This window comes from Streptomyces sp. KL116D, from assembly GCF_030766975.1.
Lineage (GTDB): Bacteria > Actinomycetota > Actinomycetes > Streptomycetales > Streptomycetaceae > Streptomyces > Streptomyces longispororuber_A.
In genome coordinates, this window is the sequence record NZ_JASERH010000009.1 from 60,847 (window position 1) to 80,754 (window position 19,908).

The following is a 19,908-nucleotide window of genomic DNA, read 5'->3' on the forward strand; positions in this document are numbered from 1 at the left end:
GCGTCCCGCACCGGGCGCACGGAGATCCTCGCCGACCCGGACCGGCAGCGCACCGACTCGCGCATGACGACGATGGCCACCGGCGAGCTGCGCGTCGATCCTGGTGACGGTGCGCCGAGTCAGCTGCGCGCGCGCATCGACGCGATCACCACGCCCGCGCTGCTCGACGTCGTCCGGCTCGACCATCGCACGCTGCGCCGAGCAGGTCGTGCCCGCCGTACCGGATCGCGGTGGCCGAGGCTCGTGTCCGCACGCGGGCGAGGACGGTCTGCATTACCGGCGCGCGGACCCGACGAGTCATCGCGCCTCGCCGTCCGGGCCGCGCGCAGCCGAGGCATCGACGCGAGCGGCCGTGCCGTGCCGGCTGCGGTGTTCCTGCGCGCGCTCGGCGAGTTCGACGCGGTCGTCGCGCCGAGTACCACGACCAGGGGCTGATCCCGGTCAGAGTGCCTCGGTGTCTGCGCGGCACGGCGTGAACATCACGATCGGACTGCCGCCGTACGCACCAGCGTAACGACCACGGCACGCGTTCGACCTCGCGGGCGCGGGCGTCGCCGACGCCACCGGAGCACTGCTCGCGCGCGCTGCGGCACGCCGCCGAGCTGGCCGCGTCCCCTCCGGGCACGACAACCAGGAGCACGCGCCATGGACTTCATCCTCATGCTGACCCGCGCGGACCGCACGGTCTCCGACTGTCTGCACACCCTGGACGCGGTCGCGCGGTCTCGGCCTGCGCCACATCGGCTTCAAGGACGTCGCGGACCCGGACACTCTGCGCCAACTCACTTGCCGAATAAGGGACTTGGGCGCAACAGCTACCTCGAGGTCGTCAGCACCAGCCGCCGCCGCCCTCGAATCGGCGCGGGTCGCCGTGGATCTGGGCGATCGACTCGCTGCTGGGCGGCACCTGGATCGAGGAGACGCTCGGCGTCCTCGACGGATCGACGTCACGTACCTGCCGTTCGTCGGGGAGCCGACCGGGCATCCGACGCGGCTCGGCGGCACGCCCGACCGGATCGCCGAGGACTGCCGGCGGGCCGGGCGGCGGAGCTGTGCAGGCGTCGACCTGCTCGCCACTGACCGGGCACGCAGGCCGACCCCCTCGACCTGGTCCGGGCGGCGCGGGCCGCGACGGCGGGCGGCTCGTCGTGGCGGGCGGCATCTCGGGCAGCCGCACAGATCGCGGCGCTCGCCGCCGCCGGGGCGGACGCCTTCACGATCGGCTCGGCCCTCTTCGACGGCAGAGCGTCGACCCGACGGCCGCGACGCTGACCCGGCAGCTCGCGCCCGTCCTGACCGCCGTGGCCGCGACAGGCGGCAGCGACTGAGCCATTGGTACAGTCGGCGCGGATCGACCGCGCCACCGAAGGAGCCGTACGCGTATGGCGTGGACCAGCTCAGACACCCGCATCCTGCGCCTCCTCCTGGAGCAGCCGCGGACCAGCGTGCGCGAGTACGCCCGGATCCTCGGGGTGGCCCGCGGCACCCTCAGGCCCGCCTCGACCGTCTCGAACGCGACGGGTGATCACCGGCGCGGCCCCTCGCTCTCCCCCGCGGCGCTCGGCCGCGGTCCTCGCGTTCTACCGTGCACATCGAGGTCACCCAGGGTCATCTGGCCGACGTCGCGGACGGGCTCGCCGGGGTGCCGGAGATCATCGAGGCGCACTCGATCACCGGCGGCGGGATCTGCTCGCCCGCGCGGTGGCCCGCGACGCCGCCCACCTGGAGGACGCGGTGCAGCAGCTCAGCCGGCTGCCGGCGTGGTCCGCACCGGACCGAGGTCGCCCTGCGCGAGCGGGTGCCGCACCGGCTGCTGCCGCTGGTCGAGGCGATCGGCCGGTCCACGGCGCCGGCCCCGGCCGCGACCCGGTCAGGGGCGGTCAGGCGTCGTCGTCGAGGCAGCGCCCCGGCGAGGTGCCGACGGTGCGCCGGACGCGGCGAGGAACGCGCTGGGCGCTCGATCGGCGGCGCCGTGGGGTGGCGGTGCTCGTCGCGCTGGCGGCGCGCCACGGGGACGGCGGGCACGCCGCGACCGCGGTTTCTCCCTCGCGCTGCTCGCCGGCGCCGCCCTCGCGTGTGCGGCGCCGCCTCATGGCGCTGGCCCGGGAGGACCGGCGCCGCTGATCCGCCTCCGGTGATCGTCCGGCGCCGATGTCCTGCATGCTGGTGTGCATGAACGCCCCGATCGACTCCCCGTACCGCTTCAGGCGGCACCGCGTCGTCTTCGACCTCGACGGCACCCTCGTCGACAGCGAGCCCAACTACTTCAGGCGTCCCTCGGCACGCTCGGCCGGTACGGCGTCACCGGTTCACCTGGGCCGATCACGAGACGTACGTCGGCATCTCCACCCTGGAGACCCTCGGGATCTGGAAGGGGAGGTACGGCATCGAGGCCCCGGTCGCGAGCTGCTCGACGAGACCTGAACACCCGCTACCTGGAGCTGGCCCGGACCGACACGCACGTCTTCCCGCAGATGCGCCTGTTCGTGTGAGCGGCTGCGCGCGGCGGGCCTGCCGATGATCAGTCGCGTCGGGTTCGTCGGCGGACGCGATCGAGGCGATCCTGACCGGCACCGGCCTCTCCTCTCTCATCACCGCGACGTGTCGGCGGACACGAGGTCGAGCTACGGCAAGCGCGCCGGACGCGTGTTCCTGGAGGCGGCCACGCCGGCTGAGGTGGCGACCGGCGCACTGCGTGGATCCTGGAGGACGCGGCGCCGGGCGCCGCCGCGGCGCACGCGGCGGGCGTGCGCTGCATCGCGCTGCCGTACGGCGGCGGCGCAGGCGGACGCGGCGTTCACCACGGCGGACCTGCTGTTCAAGGGCGGTCCGGAGGAGTTCACGGCGCGGGCGCGATGCGACTGCTCGAGCGCGGTCAGCTCCGTCTTCCTGATGATCTTCCCGGTGTGAGCGGAAGTGCGTCGAGGATCTCGACGACGCCCGGCGCTCGCACGGCGCCATCGACGCTGACCGCCCAGGCACGCAGGTCGTCATAGCCGGTGAGTGCCGAGCCGGACGGCAGCGCACGAACGCGGCCGGCCGCTGTCCGCTGACCGGGTCTGTCTGCGGCGGCGACGACCGCACGCGGCGGCGAGCACGTCCGGGTGCTGGGCGAAGCAGAGCTCTCGACACTCGGTGGGGAGACGCTCATCCCTTGACGCTTGATCGTAGTCGCTGTGCCGCGGCCGAGGTAGTGGTGCAGACAGCCACTCCTCGTCGAGGCGCCGATGTCGCCGGTGTGCAGCCAGCCGTCGCGCAGCGCAGTTCGCGGTGGCGTCGGGCGCCCGCCAGTGGCAGGAGTGACGCGCGGAGGGCGCGGACGACGATCTCGCCGCGTTCGCCGAGCGGCGGCGGTGCGCCGGTGTGAAGTCGACGGCCATGAAGTCGGTGCCGGGGACCGAGTCCGCAGAAGACGGTCGCTGAGCGGGTCGTGGTCGCCGTCCTGGAAGCCGAGCGTGTTGGTGTCGCTGGTGGCTGGGTCTCCGTCATGCCGTACGACGCCTCGCGCAGCTACGCTGCGGTCGCCGACGGCCGCCTTCCACCTGGCGCGCAGGACGGGGTGAGCTTGCGGATGAAGGAGACGGTGAGCGGGGCGGTGAGGCTCGTCAGGTCGTGCCGGGCGAAGTCGGGGTGGTCGAGGAGTTCCAGGTAGTTCTCGACGGTGCCGGCCATGGTGCTCACGCGGTGGGTCTCGATGGCGCGCAGCACTTCGCCGGCGTTCCAGCGGGTGAGCAGGACGCTGGTGCCGCCGGAGACGAGCGGGGCGAGGATGCCGAGGTTCTCGCCGGCGATCCAGAAGACGGGCAGGTAGCAGAGGAGACGATGCCGCGGGCCGTCTCGTCGGGTCGGGCATCCGGCCGTTGTCGATGGCGGTGGCCGTGTAGACCATGTGGCGCTGGGTGTGTTCGCAGCCCTTGGGCGGTCCGGTGGTGCCGCCGGTGTAGCTGGAGGGCGGCGAGCGCGTCGGGGTCGTCGGCGATGTCCTCGTGGCGGGCGTGGGCGACGGCGTCGGGCCAGTCGGCGTCGGCGGGCACGGTGCGCACCGGGGTGTCGTCGCGGACGTCGTCGACGACCGGCAGCAGGTCGTCGGGTGATGACCAGCTCCGGTGCGGCGTCGTTCAGTTCGTGGCGCAGTTCGGCCGCCCGGAACATCGGGTTGACCGGTACGTGCACCGCGCCGAGCCGGAGCACGGCGAGCAGCGCGACGACGAACCGGGACCCGTTGGGCGGGAACACGCCGACCCGGTCGCCGGCCCGCACCCCGTGCTCCGCCAGCCAGCCCGCCAACCGGGCCGACCGGTCGTCGAGTCGGCGGTACGAGAGGGTGTCGGCGTCGGTGACGATCGCGGGCCGGTCGGGGTGCAGCGACGCCCACCGCGCGACGTGCGCGGGCAGCGTCAGCTCTCCCTGCGGGGTGGGCGGTTCCGTCCGGTTGGCGGCCCTGCCTCGCCTTGCTCTGGCGGGCCCTCAGGTCGGTCAGGTACGCGTCGGTCGATATGCCGGTGGACAACGTGCGGCTCCCTGCTGCTGGCTACTGCTGGGGTGGTGCTCCGATGCCGAGGAGGTGCAGGTACATGGCGGTGACGTCGCGGACGGCGGCGTCGTACGCGGCCGGGCGCTCGGCGACGAGCCGGGCGAACTCCACGCTCATGCCGCCGACGGCCCGGGACAGGGTGAGCGGGTCGACGACCGGGCGGGCCCGCCCCTGGCCAGCGACCCGGCGGACGTAGCGGGCGGCGCGGCGGACCGGCCGCTCGCGGATCTCGTCCCACAGCGCCCGCACCTCGGCGTCGGCACGGGCCTGCTGTTCGAGCAGGACGAGGAGCGGAAGGTGGCGGGCGTACGCGGCGATGAACGCGGCGGTGGACGCCTCGGCGACGGCGGCCACGTCGTCCGTGTCCACGCCGGGCACGTCCTGCGCGGCGAGGAACGCGTCGCGCACCCGGGCCGCGAGGACCCGAACACCTCGTCCTTGGACGCGAAGTACACGTAGAAGCTCGCCCGGGAGACCTCGGCCGCCGCGGTGATGTCGGCGACGGTCGCCGGCCCGTACCCGAGCCGGCCGAACACGGACTCCGCCGCGTCGAGACAGCCGCCCGCGCGCCGGTGCGTCGGTGCGGTCCCGGGCGGTGCGGGTCGCCCACTCCTGCTGTGTCTGCTGTCTGCGTGCCACAGCGCCAGAGCATTGACGCTGACGTCAGTGTCACTGATGAGTGACGGGGTCTTTCGAGCGTCGCGCAGCTCGCGACCACGATCCGCCGGAGGGGCACTATGGGGTCTGCCGCCGTACTCGTCGCCAACCAGCGGGGAGATCGCCGTCCGGGTGCTGCGCGCCGCCGCCGAGCTCGGGCTGCGCACGGTCGCTGTGCACGAGCCGGGCGACGACGCGCACCTCCTCTCGCGGACGAGTGCGTGCCGCTGGAGCCCGGCGGCTATCTCGACGCGGCGGCGCTGGTGGCCGCGGCGCGCCGGGCGGGCTGCGGGTACCTGCACCCGGGGTACGGGTTCACTCAGCGAGTCGTCCGAGCTGGCGCGGCGGTGCGCCGGGGCGGGGGTCACCTTCGTCGGTCCTCCGGCCGAGGTGCTCGACCTGTTCGGGGACAAGGCGCGGGCCCGCGCCCTGGCGGTCGGGGCGGGGGTGCCAGGTGCTGCCGGGCACGGCGGGTGACACCACGCTCGACGAGGCGCAGGGAGTTCCTCGCTGGCGGTCCGGTGATGGCGAAGGCGGTGGGCGGGGGCGGCGGTCGCGGGATGCGGGTCGCGCGCACCGGCGAGAGCTGACGGACGCCTGGGAGCGGTGCAGGTCCGAGGCCCGGCAGGGTTTCGGGCGAGGCCGAGTTGTACGTGGAGCGGCTGTGGGAGGGCGCGCGCCGCATCGAGGTGCAGATCGTCGCGGACGGCGCGGGCGCGGTGCAGCACCTGTGGGAGCGGGACTGCAGTGCGCAGCGCCGCCACCAGAAGCTGGTCGAGATCGCCCCGGCTCGGGCTCGACGCCGCGGTCAGGGACCGGTTGCTGGACAGCGCGCTGCGGCTCGCCCGCAGCGCCCGCTACACGGGCCTGGGGACGGTCGAATTCCTGGTCAGGGGCGAGGAGTTCGTGTTCATCGAGGCCAATCCGCGGCTCCAGGTGGAGCACACGGTGACGGAGGAGGTGACGGGCGTCGACCTCGTGGCGGCGCAGCTGCGGATCGCGGCGGGCGAGGACCTGGCGGCGCTCGGGCTGGCCGGGCCGCCGCCCGCGCCGCGCGGGCACGCGGTGCAGGTGCGGGTGAACGCGGAGGTCACAGCGCCCGACGGGGCGGTGCGTCCGTCGGTGGGCCGGACCGCGCGGTTCGACGTGCCGACGGGCCCCGGCGTGCGGGTCGACACGGCCGCGCGCACCGGCACGGAGATCGGGGCGCGCTACGACCGCTGCTCGCCAAGGTCGTCGCGCACGCCCCGCAGGGCGGTTTCGCGGCGGCGTGCGCACGGGCGCGGCGGGCCCTGGACGAGTTCGCCGTGGACGGCGTGGACACCGGGATCCCCCTGCCGCGCGCGCTGCTCGGCCACCCGCTTCACGGCCGGCGGCGTCGACACGGGCTTCGTGCCGCGCCGGCTGCCGGAGCTGGTGCCCGCGCTGCCCGAGCGGGCCGCGCGGGAGGCGGGCACGGTCGCCGCGCCGATGAGCGGCACCGTGGTCGCGCTCGACGCCGCGCCGGGCCGGGTCGTGCCGGCCGGGGCGACGCTGCTGGTCCTGGAAGCGATGAAGATGGAGCACGTGGTCCGCGCCGAGCGGTCCGGCGTCGTCCGGGCGGTGCGCGCCGCCGTCGGCGAGACGGTCGCGGAGGGCGATGCCCTGGTGCTCCTGGACGTCACGGACGACGGCCCCTGCCGAGCAGGGCGCGGCCGACGCCGTCGACCCGGACGCCGTGCGCCCCGACCTCGCCGACGTGGTCGCTCGGCACGCGTTCGGTCTGGACGAGCAGCGCCCCGAGGCCGTCGCGAAGCGGCACGCGGCGGGGCGGCGCACGGCCCGGGAGAACATCGAGGACCTGTGCGACCCGGGCACGTTCACCGAGTTCGGGGCGCTGGCCGTGGCGGCGCAGCGGCAGCGGCGGCCCTGGAGGAGCTGGTCCGCAAGACGCCCGCCGACGGCATGGTCACCGGCACCGGGCGGATCGGCGGTGCCCGCGGTCGCGATGTCGTACGACTACACGGTGCTGGCCGGCACCCAGGGCCTCAACAACCACCGCAAGACCGACCGGATGCTGCACGTGGCCGAGGAGCGCGGGCTGCCCGTGGTGCTGTTCGCGGAGGGCGGTGGGGGCCGTCCCGGCGACACGGACACCACGTCGGTCGCGGGCCTGAACGTCACGACGTTCCACCGGATGGCCCGGCTCAGCGGCAAGGTGCCGCTCGTCGGGATCGCGTCGGGCCGCTGCTTCGCGGGCAACGCGGCACTCCTCGGCAGCTGCGACGTGATCATCGCGACGCCCGAGGCGAACATCGGCATGGGCGGGCCCGCGATGATCGAGGGCGGCGGCTCGGGGTGCACCGGGCCGAGGACATCGGCCCGCTGTCGGTGCAGGTCCCGAACGGCGTCGTGGACCTGCCGGTCGCCGACGAGGCGGAGGCGGTGCGGGTCGCCCGCGCCTACCTCTCGTACTTCCAGGGCCCGCGCGACGGTTGGGAGGCGCCCGACCAGCGGCTGCTGCGGCACGCGGTGCCAGGAGAACCGGCGGCGCGCCTACGACGTCCGCGCCGCGGTCGGCGGCTCGCCGACACCGGCTCGGTCCTCGAACTGCGCCGCGGCTTCGGCGTCGGCATCGTCACGGCGCTCGTCCGGATCGAGGGCCGCCCGCTGGGGCTGATCGCCAACGATCCGGGCATCTGGGCGGCGCCGTGGACCGGACGCCGCCGACAAGCGCCGCCCGGTTCCTGCGGTTGTGCGAGGCGTTCCGGCTGCCGGTGCTCTCGCTGTGCGACACCCCCGGCTTCATGGTCGGCCCGGACGCCGAACGCACCGCCACGGTGCGGCAGTTCGCGGACCTCTTCGCGGCGGGCGCCCGGCTGACGGTGCCGCTGGTCTGCCTCGTGCTGCGCAAGGCGTACGGGCTCGGCGCGATGGCGATGATGGGCGGTTCGACTGCGGGCACCGCTCGCCACGGCGGCCTGGCCGAGCGGCGAGTTCGGCGGCATGGGCCTGGAGGGCGCGCGGTGCGGCTCGGCTACCGGCGCGAGCTGGCGGCGATCGCCGACCCGGCGGAGCGGAGCGGGCGTTCGAGGCGCGGGTGGCCGAACTGTACGAGCGCCGCAAGGCGGCTGAACGCGCGGCCGCCCTGGAGATCGACGCGGTCATCGACCCGGCGCGTCCCGGAGCTGGGTGCTGGCGGCGCTCGACGCGGGCGCTCCGGCGTGAACCGGTAGGCGGGCCGTCACCCGCCGCGCGGCGCCGCGTGCGCCGCGTCGAGCACCAGGTCGAGAGCCGGGCCGCCCGCGCCCTCCCGGAGCGCGAGTGGCGCGAACTCGCCGTCGCCCTCGACGTCTCGAAGGACCGGGCCCCGGCCGCGCTTGGACCGTTGCCCGTTCGGGTACTCGGGCCGATCATGCGAATCAGTGTGGTGGATGTCGGGTCGAACACGGTGCGGCTCGCGATCGCGGACGCGCGGACGGGGCACCTCTGCCGGTGCACACGGCAAGCGCAGACTGCGCTCTCGGAGCAGGTCGACGGGAGAGAGAAGACTGGGCCCGTGCGCCGTGGAGTCGATCGTCGAGGCGGTCCGGGCGGCCTGCGCGGAGGCCGAACGGTGGGGCAGCGACGAGCCGTTCGCGTTCGCCACGGCCATCGTCAGGGACGCGCCCAACCGGGACGAGGTGCTGCAGGCGGTGGAGGAGGGCACCGGTGTGCGGCTGCGGGTGCTGCCGGGCGAGCGCGTGGAGGCCGAGCTGACGTTCCTCGCCGCGCGGCAGCTGGATGGGCTGGCGGGCGGGCCCGCTCGGTGTGCTCGACATCGGCGGCGAACGCTCGAAGTCGCTTTCGGGCGGGGAGGTTGCCGGACTTCGCGATCTCGCTGCCGCTGGGCGCGGGCCGTCTCACGCGGGAGCACCTGCGCGACGGCGGGCCGGCCTCGGACGAGACGCTCAGGACGCGTGCGCCGTCACGTGCGGCACCAGCTGAGGGACGTGGCGGCGCGGATCCGCTGGGAGGGCCGCTCACGGCGGCCGCCACCTCGCGCACGTTCACCCAGCTCGCCCGGCTGTGCGGCGCGCCGCCCGGCCGGCACGGTCCCTTCGTGCGCCGGGAGCTGACGCGCAGGGCTCTCGGCTGCGCGGTCACGGAGCTGGCCGCGCCGCCCGCCGCGCGCCGCGCCGAGCCGCCGGGCATCTCGGCGCGCGCGCGGCCCAGTCGCCGCGGTGCGCTCGTCGGCCACACGGCGATGAAGCTGATGGGCATCCGCGAACTCACCATCTCGCCGTGGGCGATCCGGGAGGGCATCCTGCTGCGCCGGATCGAGGGCGACACCGCGTGGTGGTCGGGCCATCCGCAGCCGACGGACCGCCGGCCGGCCGCGCAGCGGGCGGCACTGCGGCTCGCCGCCCCGCGCTGACGCCGGGGGCCGCAGGTCAGGCGGCGTGTCCACCTCCCGCGCGAGCTCGATGGCCCGCCCGAGGGTGGCGAGCCGCGCGTCGAGGGTGTCGCCCGCCGGGTAGAGGCGGACGGTGTCGACGCCGGCGTCCCGCCACACGGCCAGCGCGGGCCCGCACCATGTCCTCGGTGCCGATCAGGGTCGTGGCGAGGACCATGTCGTCGGTGACCAGGGCGGCGGCTCCGTCCCGGTCGCCCGCCGCCAGCGCCGCGCGCACGGCGGCGGCGACCTCCGACCAGCCTCGCCTGCTGTAGGCCTGGCTGTAGAAGTTCGTGGTGGCGGAGCCCATGCCGCCGAGGCTGAAGGCGAGTTCCTTCTGCGGCTCGCGACGACCGTACGCAGCGTCTCCTCGTCCTCGGCGAAGTTCACCTCGGCGCCCTGGCGAGACGTCGAGGTCGGCGCGTGCGGCCGGCGGCGGCGAGTCCGGCGTCGAGGTGGTCGAGTAGGCCTCCTTCGCCCCCTCGGGCACGAAGCTGGTGCCGAGCCAGCCGTCGGCCACCTCGCCGGTCAGCCGGAGCATCTTCGGCGACAACGTGGCCAGGCTACACGGGTAGTTCGTGCTCCGCGCGCATCGACAGCCGCATCGGGCGGGCGTCGCCGCCGGGCAGCGGGAGGTGAACTCCCGCCCTCGTAGGCGATCTTCTCGCCGGCCGCCGCCATCCGCACGATCTCGACCGTCTCCCGCATCCGGGTCAGCGGGCGCGCGAAGGGGACGCCGTGCAGTCCTTCGACGACCTGCGGTCCGGACGGTCCGAGGCCCAGCAGGAAGCGGCCGCCGGAGATGTTGGAGAGGGTGATCGCCGCGCGGGCGATGGCGGCCGGGGTGCGGGTGGCGAGCTGGATGATGCCGGAGCCGAGCAGCATCCGCTCGGTGCGGGCCGCCAGTAGCCCAGGGGCGAGGGTGCTTCGGAGCCCCAGGCCTCGGCGACCCAGCAGACGTCCATGCCGAGCTTCTCGGCCTCGGTCACGAAGTCGACCGTCTCGCGCCAGTCGCCGCCGAGACGCCTCGATCGTCGTCGACGTCCGCATCAGCGCTCCCCCGCCCCTTCGGCGATGGCCTTCAGGGCGTCGAGGGTCGCGCCGATGTTCCGCTCGAACTCCCGCATCCGCACGAACACGATCTTCTGTTCCTTCTCCGGCATCCGGTCGATCGCGAAGGAGAGTCCGGAGCGGCCCGGGCCGAGCTGCATCCACTGGGTCAGGTCCGTCGTGCCGTCGTCGCGCGCGTCGAGGGTGAACCGCCAGACGGCGCTGGGCCGTTCGGGGTCGGCGACGGCCCAGGCGAAGACGCGTGGCGCCGTGCACTCGACGACGTACGAGGTGGTCTCCCACTCGCCGAACGCGTCGTGCCGGCTGCGGCCGACGAAGCGCGCCCCGACCGTGGGGGCCGTCGTCCCCCGAGCCACTGGACCGACTGCAGTTCGTCGCTGAGCCGTGGCATCAGGGCGATGTCCGTGACCAGCTCCCACGCCCGCTCGGGCGACGCCCCGATGCCGCGCCGTACGGCGACGGTCGGGTGTCCGCGTAGCGCGCGCCTGTCCACTCCATCGTGGCCCACCTCTCTGCTGAACCGGCTGTGACCACGAGAGTTTCGTAGATGGACTCACTGCGTCAAGAGGCAACAGGAAGGCACCTGGGCCGACTTCAGTTCTTCTCGAACCGCGCGCGGACGTCGGGACGGGCGGCGAGCCGGGGCGGATGGCCGGGGCCCGTCCGCGGCCGGACGGCGTCGGCGGTCAGCGGTTCGCCGCAGTCGGCGCACACCACGGCGGCGTCGCCGACGTGCCCGCACCGGTCGTGCTCGAAGACGACCGGCGCCCCTCGTCGCCGGACAGCCAGCGGTTCCCCACGCGTTCATGGCGGCGAGCACCCCGAAGAAGTCGCGGCCCTTCTCGGTGAGGACGTAGTCGTGGCGGACCGGCGCCGTCTCGTAGGCGCGCTGTCTCCATCAGCCCCTCGTCGACGAGCCGGCGCAGCCGCTCGGCGAGGTCGTCCGGGCGATGCCGAGCTCCTGCTGGAAGCCGTCGAAGCGGGTGATCCCGCAGAACGCCCGCGCAGCACGAGCGGGGTCCACCAGTCGCCCAGGAGGTCCATGGTGCGGGCGATGGAGCAGGGCCAGTCGGCAAAGGAAGTACGCCTCATGCGGTCAGGATACGGACGGAGCGCCAGTGGGTCCCGGACGAGACTCGGCAGACGGCGGCGCACGTGACGTTCGCCATGAAGGGGCGCGAGCTGTTGTGGACGGCGGCCGGACCTGATCAGCTGGGAATCCGTGACGCACCGCCCTGGAGGCCCCGTTGTTCACTCCGTGGACGATGTCACCGCACGTCTGGCCGAGACCGGTTACCTGGCCTCGCCCGCGGTGGCGACCACCGTCTTCCTCGCCGCCCGGCTCGGCAAGCCGCTCGCTCGTCGAGGGCCGGCGGGCGTCGGCAAGACGGAGCTGGCGAAGGCGGTCGCCGCGATCAGTGACGCGCGGCTGATCCGGCTGCAGTGCTACGAGGGCGTCGACGAGTCGCGCGCCCTGACTGAGTGGAACCACGCCAAGCAGTTGCTGCGGATCACGGCGGGCCGCGACGACGACGTGGGACCAGACGCGCACGGACGTCTTCAGCGAGGAGTTCCTGCTGACGCGGCCCCTGCTGGCCGCGATCCGCGGCGACGACGCGAAGGTCCTGCTCATCGACGAGATGGACAAGGCCGACGTGGAGGTGGAGGGCCTGCTCCTGGAGGTGCTCTCCGACTTCCAGGTGACGGTCCCCGAGCTGGGCACGATCAGCGCGACCCGCCGCCCGTTCGTGGTGCTCACCTCGAACGCGAGCCGGGAGCTGTCGGAGGCGCTGCGCCGCCGCTGTCCGTTCCTGCACATCGCTCCCGACGAGGAGTTGAGCGCCGGATCGTCGCCCTGAAGCGCGGAGCTCGACGCGGTGCTCGCCGAGTCCCTGGTCCGGGTCGTCGGCGCGCTGCGCGCGATGGACCTGCGCAAGGTGCCGTCGGTCGCGGAGACCGTCGACTGGGCGCGCACCCTGCTCGCGCTGGGCGCGGACCGGCTCGACGAGGAGGTCGTACGGGCCTCGCTCGGTGTCGTCCTCAAGCACCAGGAGGACGTCGACAAGGCTGCCGCGAAGCTCGATCTGGACGCCGTGTGAGCACGGCCGGTACGACCCGTCGGTCGCGGACCGGGTCGCGTCACTGGTCAGGGCCCTGCGCGCGCACGGGGTGCGGATCGGCACGGGCGAGAGCGTGGACGCCGCGCAGGCCGTGGCGGCGCTCGGCCTCGACAACCGGGAGCACCTGCGCGAGGGCCTGGCCTCCGCGCTCCTGCACGACCAGGGGCAGCGCGCCGTCTTCGACCCGGTCTTCGAGCTGTACTTCCCGCGGAGCGTGGGCGCGCCGGAGGGGCCGTCCGGCCCCCGGACCGGGACGGTCTTCGCGAGCGGCTGGCCGAGGCGCTGGCCGCGAACGACCGGGCGGCGCGCTGGCCCGGCTGGCCGCCGAGGCCGTCGACGCCTTCGGCGGCTACGACGCGAACGGCTGGTCGTCGCAGCAGACCCTGGACCGGCTGCGCCCGCAGAGCGCTGCTGGCCGGGATCATGGCCGGCATCGGTCCGGCGGCGGGCAGTCGGGGGCGTTCACCGACCGCATCGAGGCCGATGAGATCCGGCGCCGCATCGAGGAGTTCCGCGAGCAGGTGCGCGAGCGAGGCGCGGCGGCAGGGTCGCGGAGCGGCGCGGCATCGGACGAGATCGCCCGCCGGATGCCGGTGCAGACGCCCGACCGCAATCCCTGTTCCTGTACGCGGGCAAGGAGCAGCTGGCCGAACTGCGGCGCACGGTCCACCCGTTGGCCCGCAAACTCGCCACGCGTCTCGCGGCACGCCGGCGCCGCGCCTCCCGCGGCCACATCGACCTGCAGCCGCACGCTGCGCGGCTCGCTGTCCACGGGCGGGGTGCCGATGCGTCCGGTGCTGCGCCGACGCCGCCCGGCCCGGCCCGAACTCGTGCTGCTCTGCGACGTGTCCGGTTCGGTGGCGGGCTTCGCCAACTCTCACGATGCTGCTGGTGCAGGCGCCGCACCACCAGTTCAGCAGGATCCGCGTCTTCGCGTTCGTCAACCGGATCGACGAGGTCACCGGCCTCATCGCGCAGGGCACCGCCGACCCCGAGGGGCCTCGGCGCGCGGATCGCCGCCTGAGGCGACGCGCTGACCGGATGGCACGGCAGCAGTGACTACGGCACGGCGCTCGGTGAGTTCGTCGAGCGTTACGAGGCGGCGGTCGGCCCGCGCACCTCGGTGTTCGTCCTCGGCGACGCCCGCAACAACCAGCAGGACCCGAACCTCCCGGCGCTGCGCCGCATCGCGCGCACCGCCCGCCGCGTCCACTGGCTCAGCGGAGCCCCGCTCGCAGTGGGACACGGGTGACTCGGCGGCCGGGGTGCTCCGGCAGCCGTGGTGGACATGTACGAGTGCCGCAACGCGCGGCAACTGAGCGCTCTGGTGGGGCGGTTGCTGCCGGTGTAGGTCCCACGGCGGCTAAGGCCGGACCAGGGGCAGCGGCGCAGGTCGGGCCACCGGGCGAGCATGTTCGGCGGACGGCGCCGGCGAGTGCCCGAGGCCCCTGGAGGTCGCCGGTCGCGCCGGTCGTCCGGCTGACGACTTCGCCGAGCCGTGGGCGAGGCGCTGGCGGGCCGTGGCCGTGCCCCACGTCCAGTCCCGGTCCACGGCCCTGGCAGGTGGTCGGTGGTCCCGCGCAGGGCGCGCTCGACGAGGACGCGTCACCGCGCAGCAGCCAGCCCGCGCACGCGTCGCCGAGGTCCTGCGGCGCCTCGGTGCCCGTGGCGATCGCGCGCCAGGTCGCGCGGTGAGGCGGCCTCCGCCGCGTCGAGCAAGGGCTTCGGCGGGGCGGTGGAGCACCAGCAGGTGGGGGAGCCGATGCGCAGATAGGCGAGGATTCCACGAGGCCACCGTTGCCGAGTGAGGCCTGTTCGAAGTCGATGAACCGGACGCCGCTGGCCGGTGTGCGGAGTCGTTGCCGGGGCACGGCGGTCTGGCCGTGCGGCAGCGCGTTGCCCGGCTGCGGTCGGCCTCGCAGGTGTCGGTTCGCCGTTGCGCCGGGCGGGGCCGGCACGCCGAGGTCGCGGCGGACCGGAGGAAGGCGTCGACGTCGCTGTCGGCCGGCCCGGTCAGGCGGGCGGTTTCCGGCCACGGCGTCCGCGTCGGTGCCGGACGTGCACGCGTGCAGGCGGGCCAGGGCCGTGGCGTGGTCGGTCACCCAGTCCTCGCGGGGCGTGCCCTCCTCCAGGCGTTCCAGGACGAGGATCGGTCCGCCGGGTCGGCGCCGAGCAGGGCGGGCACCACGGCGGGCCGGACCCGCGAGGCCAACCGCGGGGCGGCTTCCTCGCGGGCAGTACGCCGTTCGTCGGCCTCCGGCCCTTCGACCAGTTGCTTGACGACCACGGGCGTACCGGACACCTCGGCCCGCCACGCCGTGACCGTGGACTGCTGGCCATGCGCCGCGCCCGCCGCGGCTCACGCCGAGCACCGGCCCGCAACTGCTCCGAAAGTTGGTCCCCGCTTCATGGGGCCATGGTCCCCGAGATGCCGCCGGGGCGCCTGCCGTGCGCTAGAACAGCCCCTTCACGTTGTCGCCGAACGTCCATCCCTTCGACCCGTCCCAGTTGATCGACCAGGTCATCAGGCCCTTCAGCGCGCCCCCGAAGGTGTTCCAGGCCTGAGCTACCTGACCGGTGGTCATGTAGCCGCCGCCCGCGCCCGGTTGGGCGGGCAGCCCGGGCACCTGCTTGCCGTAGGGGACCTTGATGGTGGTGCCCTGGACGACCAGGCCCTTGTTCAGGCAGTCCGTCTGGGCGGTGAAGCCCTCGACGGTGCCGGCGGAGTAGGAGTCGCCGGAGCAGCCGTACATGCTGCCGTTGTAGTACTGCATGTTGAGCCACCACAGGCGGCCGTTGTCGGCGTACTGCTTGATGACGGGAGGTAGGCGCCCCAGATGGAGCCGTACGTGATGCTGCCGCCGGTGACGTAGGCCGTCTCGGGCGCCATCGTCAGGCCGAACCCGGCGGGCATCTGCGCGAGGATGCCGTCGATGATGCGGATCAGGTTGGCCTGCGACGCGGAGAGCTGGGTGATGGAGCCGCTGCCCGTGAGGCCGGTCTCGATGTCGATGTCGATGCCGTCGAAGTTGTACTTCTTCAGGATCGGCACGATCGTCTCGACGAAGTGGTCGGCGACGGCCGTGGAGTTGAGGTCGATGCCGGCCGCGGCGCCGCCGATGGACATCAGGATCGTCGCGCCCGCGGCTACTCGGCCTGGCACATCTCCGCGGGCGTGGCCACCTTCACGTTCGCGTCCATGCCGTCCTCCCACAGCGCGGTGCCGTCGGAGCGGATGACGGGGAAGGCGGCGTTGATGACGTTGTAGCCGTGCTGCGGGAGTTCGGTGTTGGTGATCGGGGTCCAGCCGAAGGCGGGTGGACCCCGTTGGCGGCGCCGTCCCAGTTCTCCCAGTAGCCCTGGAGGACCTTTCGGACGGTCTCGGCTTCGTGGCTGCAGGTGTCGGCGGCCGGGGCGGTGGGGGCCGCGACCAGGGCGGAGGCTTGAGTGGCGAGGGCGGCATGCCGCAGGAGGGCGGCGCCGAGGAGAGCGGGGCGTACGACGGCGACCGCGCATGGGGCCTCCCGCATGAGTGCCGGACGAGTGGGGGTGTCGTGAGCATGAAATCGCACGCTAGAGAGGTCCAGACCTTTCGTCAATGGGTCTGCACCAATGGGGAGTCGGCGGGAACGACCTCGAGGAGCCATTCTGGTTTCCTGGGCGCAACGCGGGTGAAACAGCGCCTTCCTACCGTCGCCCTCACACCGGTCATGGCTGCAACGGCCGGTGCGCGGCCGCTCCGTTCCCGGATCCGCCGGCGCTAACCAGCCGTCTTCCGCCTAGCTTTCAGGGAGTGAACGATGGCTGTCGCCGCGCATGCCGTCGCACCCGCACCGGCGCATCCCGTCGACGTCCGGCCGCCGGTGCGTCGCCGGTGCCGCTGAGTCTGCAGCATCTGCTCGTCGCCTACGCGGATGGCGACGATGCACGCTCTCTCGTGGGCACCGCGCCGCACCTTCCCGAGGACCGGATACGGCCGCTCATCAGCGCCAATCTGCTGGTCAGCGGGCTTGCCACGCCGTTGCAGTCGCTGGGCGTCAGAAGTGGTTCGGGGCCCGGCTCGCCACGTCGTGATGGGGTCCACCTCACCGCGATCACACCCGCCGTGCTCGATCGGTGCGGAGCACGGGCTCGCCACGCCGTGTCTCGGGGCCACGATCGTGCCGGGCCGTGACCGTGGCCGTGGCGCCGTGGTTCGAGGCGGTGGCTCTGCATCTGTTTCCGCCGCTGGTGACGGGACCGTCATCGCCGTCATCGGGTTCTCGCTCGTGCCGTCCGCGGCGGGAAAAGCAAATCGTCACGGGCGGCGGTGGTGGGCGCGGGCTCGCCCTGTGCCGCCGTGACCGTGCTGCTGGTGGTGGTCGTGGAGCGGCTCGCGCCGCCCGCGGTCGGCCGGTTCTCGGTAGCTTGTCGCCATGGTGGCGGCGGGGACGGTGCTCGCCGATGCCCCTCGGCCGTTCGACAGGTTCGCGGCGGACGCGCCCCCGTGTCGCCGCGCGCCGCACCCGACCGCCTTCGGGGCGCCCGTCTTCGTGGTCCCGGCGATCGCCGCGATGCTCGTCGATGCAGCTCGTGAACATGTGGTCGAGATCCGTCGGCGACACCCTCGCGGTCGGACAGATCGTGGAGCGGGGCGACGACGCCCCCACCGTCGTACGGGCGCTGCGCGCGGACGGTGCGGCCACCGTGGTGTCGGGCGCTCTCGCCTCGTTCCCGATCGTGACCTTCGGACAGTCCGTCGGGCTGGTCAGCGTGACCCGGGTCAGGAGCCGTCATGTCGTCGCCCTGTCAGGGGCGTTGATGGTCCTGCTGGCCTTCGTCCCCGTGCTCGGCGCGGCCGTCGCCGCCGTGCCGGGGCCGGTGCTCGGCGGGGTGTCGCTCGTCATGTTCGGCACGGTCGGCGCGTGTGGGCCTGCGCATCCTGGCCCGCGCCGACCTCACCGACGCGCGGAACCTGCTGACCGTCGCGCTCGCCTTCGGGCTCGGCGCCTGATCGTCGGCGCGCCGGAGTTCTACGCGCCGCTCCCGCCGCCGCCCGCACCGTCCTGGACAGCGGCATCGCCGTCACCAGGGATCGTCGCCTTCGCCCTGAACCTGCTGTTCACCACACGCCCCGCCTCCGGAAGGAACCGGTCCGATGACGCCCGGCACGATCACCGACGTCACCGTGTACGGCGAGGGCGCGTGGCGTGCCGGACTGGACGTCCATCTCGCTCGGCGGCCGCGTCCACGGTGCTCGTACCGAAGGGTGAACTCCCGCACGGGCGGCAGGTGTTGGACGGTGCGGGCGGCGCCTCACACCCGGTCTCGTGAACACGCACACCCATCTCTTCCAGGCGGGTCTGCGCGGCATCGGCGAAGGAGCTGCCGCCGCTGGCGTGGCTCAGCGCCGTCGGCGAGGAGGCGGTCGCGCTCACCCCCGAGCGGGCCTACGCGGACCACCGCGGCCGCCGCCGCAGCCGAGGCGTTGCGCAGCGGCTACGACGACGCTCGTCGTGAGCGCATGTGGCCGCGCACCGTCGCCGGAGGTGCACGACGCCGTGCTGCGGGCGCCGCGCGACGGCGGTGTGCGGGCCGTGCTCTGCCGGGGTGTCGCCGACCGGGCCGACCGCAGCCGCAAGTGCTTCGACCCGCGTCTGATGCAGCCGCTGAAGGAAGCGCTGGCGCACACGGACGAGCTGATCGCCGCCACGCGCGGCAGCCGGGTGGAGGTCGGCGTCGCCGTCCCCAACCCCCGGTGCCTCACGCCGGACGGGATGGCGGCCGTGCGCGCGTAATACGCCGACGAGCGCTCGGCTCCCCGTCTCCCTGCACCTGGCCGGAGACCACGACCGACGACGTGATGTGCCGGGAGCACGCGGGCGTGGGCGCCGTGGCCTATCTGGAGCGGGCCGGATTCCTGTGGGAGCGGCTGCTGGCGGTGCACTGTGTGGAGCTGGACGCGGCGGGACGGGCGACGCTCGCCGGGCACGGCGTCGGGGTCTCGTACAACCCGCTGAGCAACATGCGCCTCGGCAGCGGGATCGCCCCGGTGCCGGACATGCTGGACGCCGGGCTGCGGGTCGGACTCGTCGACGGCGCCGCCAGCAACGCACACCCAGGACGTGCTGGAGGCGCTGCGCATCGGCGCGCTACCTGCAGCGGGCGGCACGCCGCGAGGCCGATCTGTTCGGCTTCCCCGAGATGTTCGCGATGGCGGCGAACGGCGCGAACCGGAGCCCTCGGTCTGGAGGAGCGGCCGGACGGCGTACGGGCCGGAATGCAGGCAGGATCTGGTGCCGCACCGCTTCGACCGGGACTACGCGTGCCTCCCCGTACGTGATCCCGGCGCGACGCTGCTGACCGTCGGGAGCGGCCGTACCGTGGCCGCGGTGCTGGTCGGCGGCGAGGTCCTGTGTCGGGACGGCGAGCACGTCCGGCTGCCGTCCCGGGCACCTGGCGGCCGGCCTCGGCTTTACGGCCGCGTAACACCATGAGCTCCCGGCGGAAACACCCTGGCGGGCAGGCTGAACATCGCGTGCGCGCGCCAGATGCGGGTCCGCGCCAGCCCACGGCGCCGGGCCCGGCAAGGGTCCGCCGTGACCGTGCCCGCGGACCTCTGAGCGTCCGCGGTGCGATCTGCAGGGCGGTGGCTGCGTCCCGTCCACCACGATCGCTTCGAGGAGCGACAGCCGCGATGACCGACACCGACATCACGTACGGGCTTGCCGAGCTCGACGAGGAGACCCGCATGGGCGGGGCCGGGACGAGACCTCCGCCGGGAGATCCGCCGGATCGACCTCACCGACTTCGAGGCCCGCAGGACCGAGATCACCGAGAGCTAGTGGGCCGCCGCCACCGACATCGGCTTCTTCCAGCTCGTCAACCACGGCATCGAACCCCCGGTCGTGGACGGGGCGTTCACCGACGCGGAGCGGTTCTTCGCGCTGCCCGAGGAGATCAAGGCGCGGCACGGACTGAAGAGGGCCTCAACTCCGGGTGGGAGTCGATGACGGTCCGTCCGTCGACCGGCACGCCCGACCAGAAGCGAGTCGTACCAGCTGACCCGCCCGCACATGGACGGACTGTGGCCCGACGACGCGCTCCCGGTTTCCGGGAACGCACGCTCGCGT

The 19,908-nt window shown here is 73.9% G+C and carries 20 protein-coding genes and 9 pseudogenes; 17 read left to right on the forward strand and 12 right to left on the reverse strand.

What is annotated here, in order from left to right; genetic code table 11:
- Positions 1–63 precede the first annotated feature (63 nt).
- Entirely contained in the window at positions 64–435 is a 372-nt protein-coding gene (locus RBJ77_RS02635) for a hypothetical protein (protein ID WP_372343485.1), read from the forward strand.
- A gap of 394 nt (positions 436–829) precedes the next feature.
- On the opposite strand, the gene RBJ77_RS02640 is transcribed toward RBJ77_RS02635, so the two are convergent.
- Entirely contained in the window at positions 830–985 is a 156-nt protein-coding gene (locus RBJ77_RS02640; RefSeq protein WP_372343486.1) for a hypothetical protein, read from the reverse strand.
- A 397-nt stretch (positions 986–1,382) separates the two neighbouring features.
- Here RBJ77_RS02640 and RBJ77_RS02645 point away from each other — a divergent pair.
- Positions 1,383–1,849: pseudogene (locus RBJ77_RS02645) on the forward strand (Lrp/AsnC family transcriptional regulator); the annotation flags it as partial.
- Positions 1,850–2,160: 311 nt separating this feature from the next.
- Positions 2,161–2,910, forward strand: a pseudogene (locus RBJ77_RS02650) (HAD family hydrolase).
- A gap of 600 nt (positions 2,911–3,510) precedes the next feature.
- On the opposite strand, the gene RBJ77_RS02655 reads toward RBJ77_RS02650, so the two are convergent.
- From RBJ77_RS02655 to RBJ77_RS02665, 3 genes and pseudogenes are all read right to left on the reverse strand, one after another.
- On the reverse strand, positions 3,511–4,401 hold the full coding sequence (locus tag RBJ77_RS02655; protein WP_372343592.1) for an AMP-binding protein: 891 nt from the start codon (positions 4,399–4,401) through the stop codon (positions 3,511–3,513).
- A 130-nt stretch (positions 4,402–4,531) separates the two neighbouring features.
- Positions 4,532–4,942 (reverse strand): hypothetical protein, encoded by a 411-nt coding sequence (locus RBJ77_RS02660; RefSeq protein WP_372343601.1) that lies wholly within the window; start codon positions 4,940–4,942, stop codon positions 4,532–4,534.
- Positions 4,943–5,019: 77 nt separating this feature from the next.
- Positions 5,020–5,358 (reverse strand): annotated as a pseudogene (locus RBJ77_RS02665) (hypothetical protein); the annotation flags it as partial.
- Between RBJ77_RS02665 and RBJ77_RS02670 the strand changes: the two are divergent.
- From RBJ77_RS02670 to RBJ77_RS02700, 7 genes and pseudogenes are all read left to right on the forward strand, one after another.
- Entirely contained in the window at positions 5,324–5,668 is a 345-nt protein-coding gene (locus RBJ77_RS02670; RefSeq protein WP_372343487.1) for a biotin carboxylase N-terminal domain-containing protein, read from the forward strand. The pseudogene RBJ77_RS02665 and the gene RBJ77_RS02670 overlap by 35 nt on opposite strands.
- A gap of 212 nt (positions 5,669–5,880) precedes the next feature.
- A pseudogene (locus RBJ77_RS02675) lies at positions 5,881–6,784 on the forward strand (biotin/lipoyl-containing protein); the annotation flags it as partial.
- 46 nt (positions 6,785–6,830) lie between these two features.
- A pseudogene (locus RBJ77_RS02680) lies at positions 6,831–7,454 on the forward strand (carboxyl transferase domain-containing protein); the annotation flags it as partial.
- A 167-nt stretch (positions 7,455–7,621) separates the two neighbouring features.
- Positions 7,622–7,795 (forward strand): annotated as a pseudogene (locus RBJ77_RS02685) (hypothetical protein); the annotation flags it as partial.
- An 86-nt stretch (positions 7,796–7,881) separates the two neighbouring features.
- On the forward strand, positions 7,882–8,406 hold the full coding sequence (locus RBJ77_RS02690; protein ID WP_372343488.1) for a carboxyl transferase domain-containing protein: 525 nt from the start codon (positions 7,882–7,884) through the stop codon (positions 8,404–8,406).
- 198 nt (positions 8,407–8,604) lie between these two features.
- Positions 8,605–8,886: pseudogene (locus RBJ77_RS02695) on the forward strand (hypothetical protein); the annotation flags it as partial.
- Positions 8,887–9,029: 143 nt separating this feature from the next.
- Entirely contained in the window at positions 9,030–9,587 is a 558-nt protein-coding gene (locus tag RBJ77_RS02700; RefSeq protein WP_372343489.1) for a hypothetical protein, read from the forward strand.
- 16 nt (positions 9,588–9,603) lie between these two features.
- Here RBJ77_RS02700 and RBJ77_RS02705 read toward each other — a convergent pair whose 3' ends face one another.
- The 5 genes from RBJ77_RS02705 to RBJ77_RS02725 all read right to left on the reverse strand — a co-directional run bounded on the left by RBJ77_RS02705 (position 9,604) and on the right by RBJ77_RS02725 (position 11,393).
- The gene (locus RBJ77_RS02705) at positions 9,604–10,146 is read right to left on the reverse strand and encodes an LLM class flavin-dependent oxidoreductase (RefSeq protein ID WP_372343490.1); all 543 of its coding nucleotides are present in this window, start codon (positions 10,144–10,146) and stop codon (positions 9,604–9,606) included.
- Positions 10,134–10,655, reverse strand: coding sequence for an LLM class flavin-dependent oxidoreductase (locus RBJ77_RS02710; protein ID WP_372343491.1), 522 nt, complete (start codon positions 10,653–10,655; stop codon positions 10,134–10,136). Before RBJ77_RS02710 ends, RBJ77_RS02705 begins: the two co-directional genes overlap by 13 nt.
- Entirely contained in the window at positions 10,655–10,816 is a 162-nt protein-coding gene (locus RBJ77_RS02715) for a hypothetical protein (RefSeq protein WP_372343492.1), read from the reverse strand. The genes RBJ77_RS02710 and RBJ77_RS02715 overlap by 1 nt, the downstream gene beginning before the upstream one ends.
- Positions 10,817–10,824: 8 nt before the next feature.
- Positions 10,825–11,184: an SRPBCC family protein gene (locus RBJ77_RS02720; protein ID WP_372343493.1), complete on the reverse strand. Its 360-nt coding sequence runs from the start codon at positions 11,182–11,184 to the stop codon at positions 10,825–10,827.
- Positions 11,185–11,270: 86 nt separating this feature from the next.
- Entirely contained in the window at positions 11,271–11,393 is a 123-nt protein-coding gene (locus RBJ77_RS02725; RefSeq protein ID WP_372343494.1) for a hypothetical protein, read from the reverse strand.
- Positions 11,394–11,898: 505 nt separating this feature from the next.
- Between RBJ77_RS02725 and RBJ77_RS02730 the strand changes: the two are divergent.
- Positions 11,899–12,775: pseudogene (locus RBJ77_RS02730) on the forward strand (AAA family ATPase).
- A gap of 40 nt (positions 12,776–12,815) precedes the next feature.
- Here the strand turns inward: RBJ77_RS02730 and RBJ77_RS02735 are convergent.
- Positions 12,816–12,953, reverse strand: a complete 138-nt coding sequence (locus RBJ77_RS02735; RefSeq protein WP_372343495.1) for a hypothetical protein — start codon at positions 12,951–12,953, stop codon at positions 12,816–12,818.
- A gap of 264 nt (positions 12,954–13,217) precedes the next feature.
- A complete protein-coding gene (locus RBJ77_RS02740; protein WP_372343602.1) occupies positions 13,218–13,670 on the reverse strand; it encodes a hypothetical protein in 453 nt (150 codons plus the stop codon).
- On the opposite strand from RBJ77_RS02740, the gene RBJ77_RS02745 reads away from it, so the two are divergent.
- Together RBJ77_RS02745 and RBJ77_RS02750 are read left to right on the forward strand one after the other, a co-directional pair.
- Complete coding sequence (locus RBJ77_RS02745; protein ID WP_372343593.1) at positions 13,582–13,833, forward strand: hypothetical protein; 252 nt, start codon at positions 13,582–13,584, stop codon at positions 13,831–13,833. The two genes, RBJ77_RS02740 and RBJ77_RS02745, sit on opposite strands and share 89 nt — an antisense overlap.
- Positions 13,830–14,048 (forward strand): VWA domain-containing protein, encoded by a 219-nt coding sequence (locus RBJ77_RS02750; RefSeq protein ID WP_372343594.1) that lies wholly within the window; start codon positions 13,830–13,832, stop codon positions 14,046–14,048. Before RBJ77_RS02745 ends, RBJ77_RS02750 begins: the two co-directional genes overlap by 4 nt.
- 1,201 nt (positions 14,049–15,249) lie before the next feature.
- On the opposite strand, the pseudogene RBJ77_RS02755 reads toward RBJ77_RS02750, so the two are convergent.
- Positions 15,250–16,326: pseudogene (locus tag RBJ77_RS02755) on the reverse strand (chitinase).
- Between the two features lie 1,033 nt (positions 16,327–17,359).
- On the opposite strand from RBJ77_RS02755, the gene RBJ77_RS02760 reads away from it, so the two are divergent.
- The 4 genes from RBJ77_RS02760 to RBJ77_RS02775 all read left to right on the forward strand — a co-directional run bounded on the left by RBJ77_RS02760 (position 17,360) and on the right by RBJ77_RS02775 (position 19,788).
- Entirely contained in the window at positions 17,360–18,109 is a 750-nt protein-coding gene (locus RBJ77_RS02760; protein WP_372343496.1) for a solute carrier family 23 protein, read from the forward strand.
- A gap of 182 nt (positions 18,110–18,291) precedes the next feature.
- Positions 18,292–18,573 carry a hypothetical protein gene (locus RBJ77_RS02765; protein WP_372343497.1) on the forward strand — a complete coding sequence of 94 codons (282 nt, stop codon included), beginning with the start codon at positions 18,292–18,294 and terminating at the stop codon, positions 18,571–18,573.
- A gap of 65 nt (positions 18,574–18,638) precedes the next feature.
- Complete coding sequence (locus RBJ77_RS02770) at positions 18,639–19,118, forward strand: amidohydrolase family protein (protein ID WP_372343595.1); 480 nt, start codon at positions 18,639–18,641, stop codon at positions 19,116–19,118.
- 565 nt (positions 19,119–19,683) lie between these two features.
- Positions 19,684–19,788 carry a hypothetical protein gene (locus RBJ77_RS02775; RefSeq protein WP_372343498.1) on the forward strand — a complete coding sequence of 35 codons (105 nt, stop codon included), beginning with the start codon at positions 19,684–19,686 and terminating at the stop codon, positions 19,786–19,788.
- Positions 19,789–19,908: the final 120 nt, after the last annotated feature.